General features: G+C 47.8%; 2 protein-coding genes and 1 pseudogene. All 3 read right to left on the reverse strand.

Going from position 1 to position 2749, the window contains the following annotated elements; translation table 11 throughout:
* Positions 1 to 155: 155 nt before the first annotated feature.
* A complete protein-coding gene (locus AC4E7D_RS13640) occupies positions 156 to 1457 on the reverse strand; it encodes a M20/M25/M40 family metallo-hydrolase (protein WP_490174332.1) in 1302 nt (433 codons plus the stop codon).
* A 16-nt stretch (positions 1458 to 1473) separates the two neighbouring features.
* On the reverse strand, positions 1474 to 2454 hold the full coding sequence (locus tag AC4E7D_RS13645) for a PLP-dependent cysteine synthase family protein (protein ID WP_490174333.1): 981 nt from the start codon (positions 2452 to 2454) through the stop codon (positions 1474 to 1476).
* 75 nt (positions 2455 to 2529) lie between these two features.
* Positions 2530 to 2749: pseudogene (locus AC4E7D_RS13650) on the reverse strand (ABC transporter permease); the annotation flags it as partial.

Below are 2749 nucleotides of genomic sequence, written 5' to 3' on the forward strand. Positions count from 1 at the left end.
CTCAGTAGGGCCAATTATGGGAAACATTTCTGTATCTGAATTTTTCCATCCCGGACTACCCTTCTGATGGATCAGCTGATGCCCTTTACAGGTATAGCTGACCAGTTCGCCCTGATCAATTCGGACTTCCTGTTCTCCTGAACTTAGGATCTCCATTATTGCTGGTGGATTAAGCGATATATCAGTACTGCAGTGCGTTTCGTAAGGTCCTCAATGGTATTCAGGTTTACCGTTTCCTTGGGAGTATGTGCCCCTGATCCCATGGTTCCCAACCCGTCCAGGCAATCCACATATTCGGCAACAAATGAAGTGTCTGCTGCCCCCCTCCTGCCGGGATCATAAGCCAGTACCTCTCCCTGACCCAGGTCCAGGCTCACCTGGTTCAGGGTTGCCAGTAATCTCATGTTGCCCTCTGTAGGCTGCATGGCCGGATAACTATCGGTAAAACTAATGGTCGCGTTCGTTTTGGGAAGGTTGTTTTTAACGATCTCACGCATTTTTTCACGTGCACTCTCCTTCTGTTCTTCGGAAATAAATCGCAGACCGCCCCTGACCATAGCCGTTTGGGCTACTACATTACTTTTTCCAAAAACCTCACCTGCCGAGGTATTCTTATCGTATTCCACAAATGTTCCCCCCATCAGGATACCCGGGTTAAAGGTCAGGAATTCCTCCCCCCGTACTTCTTCGTAAAACGCATTCAGGATACGGGACATTTCAAATACCGCCCCGGCCCCTACGCGCTCACTGAATACCCCGCTGCTATGGGCCCTGGTGCCTTCGACCTGGACTTCCCATCCGGATGCCCCACGCCGTGCCACAGTAGCGTAATTGAAGCCTGTTGACGTCTCAAAGCCGAGGGCAATATCACTTCGCTGTGCAGCTTCAATCAGATCCTTCCTGCTAACAGAAAGCGGTTTCCCCGTACTTTCCTCATCTCCCGTGAATGCCACAATTATTTGAGCACCTTTGAGCAATCCATTCTCGTGAAGGGCTTTCAAGGCATAGAGGATGATCACATCCCCACCTTTCATATCGTTTCCCCCTGGCGCATGGGCAATACTGTCATTCACCATAGTGAAGGTCTGGAAGGGACTGTTCTCCTCAAAAACCGTGTCGAGATGGCCTATGAGCAATAATTTCTTACCCTTATCGCCTTCTATCTCCGCAAACAGGTGCCCCGCGCGGTTCATTTCTTCGGGCATGGGAATCCATCTCGAATCAAATCCTATTTCTTCAAAAGCAGCACCAAAAACCTGGCCTACTTCCTCAACCCCCTTTTTGTTTAGCGTACCGCTGTTAATGTTGACCACTTTCTCCAGAAAGGCAATGGCTTCCGCATTGTTTCTTTCAACTGTATTCAGCAGTTTTCGCTCTTTCCTGGACAATTGTTGGGCCCCAACTGATTGCCCCAGGAAAAGGGCCAGTAGGGAGCATACTAAAACTAATCTGTACATAATGTGTTTTGGTTGTTTAATTTAAAAATCCCTGGTCGCGCATCCAGTCATCATTGTAGACCTTTCCTACATATCGGCTTCCGTGATCATGGAAAAGTACCACGACAACATCGTCTGGCGTGAACTGGTCGGCCAACTGCAGCACACCTTTTATAGCTGATCCTGCAGAATATCCGAGGAACATGCCTTCCTCTCTTGCCAGTCTCCGGGTGTAAATAGCAGCGTCCTTATCCGTTACCTTCGTAAAACCATCTATGATATCGAAATTTACATTTTTTGGAAGAATATCCTCCCCTATGCCCTCAGTGATGTAGGGATATATTTCGTTCTCGTCAAAGATGCCGGTTTCGTGGTATTTCTTAAATACCGAACCATAGGTATCCACCCCCCAGATCTTTATATCCGGGTTTTTGGATTTCAAATAGGTGCCCACTCCCGAGATGGTGCCGCCCGTGCCCACACCGACAACAAAATGGGTTACTTTTCCCGAAGTTTGTTCCCAGATCTCCGGACCGGTGGTCAAAAAATGGGCTTTGGTATTGGAAGGGTTATCATACTGATTTACATACCAGGAATTCGGGATTTCCGTAGCCAGGCGGCGCGCAGTTGAATAATAGCTTTGCGGGTCATCCGGGGCCACATCTGTAGGGCATATGTGCACCTCGGATCCCACCGCTTTCAGGATATCGATTTTTTCCCGGGACTGTTTGTCGTTTATTACACAAATAATCTTATACCCTTTTACCGCGGCAGCAATCGCCAGGCCCATTCCGGTATTACCGGAGGTGCCTTCGATGATGGTTCCGCCAGGCTTTAATTTTCCTTCTTTTTCGGCATCTTCGATCATCTGAAGGGCCATCCTGTCCTTGACAGAATTTCCGGGATTAAAGGTTTCGTATTTGGCCAGTACCAGGCAGGGAAGTTCCCTGGTGAGTTTATTGAGTTTAACCAAAGGGGTGTGCCCGATGGTTTCCAGTATATTTTCAGCGTATTCCATGTGCTGCAAAGATAGGGTTCAGAGAAAAATGGACATTCCGGGCGAGCGTTAAAATGTTCCTAAGCATTAGAAGTTTTATTCAAATTTAATTGCCCTTACCGGGGTAATTTTGGTAACGATCACAGAAGGCAACAACAACATGAGTACACAGAGGAAAAGTACGCCAATGTTTAACAGTACCACAGTGGGTACATCTATGGAAACCGGAATGTAGTCGATATAGTACTCCTTGGGATTGGGAAACTTAAAGAGGCGGTAGGTGTCCTGTATCCAGATCAATCCCAATCCCAGCAGA

Source organism: Lentiprolixibacter sp., from assembly GCF_982873095.1.

Excerpts from the sequence above, each read along its gene's own strand:
- AC4E7D_RS13640 (WP_490174332.1), bottom strand. The coding sequence starts at position 1,457 with ATGTACAGATTAGTTTTAGTATGCTCCCTACTGGCCCTTTTCCTGGGG.
- AC4E7D_RS13645 (WP_490174333.1), bottom strand. The coding sequence starts at position 2,454 with ATGGAATACGCTGAAAATATACTGGAAACCATCGGGCACACCCCTTTG.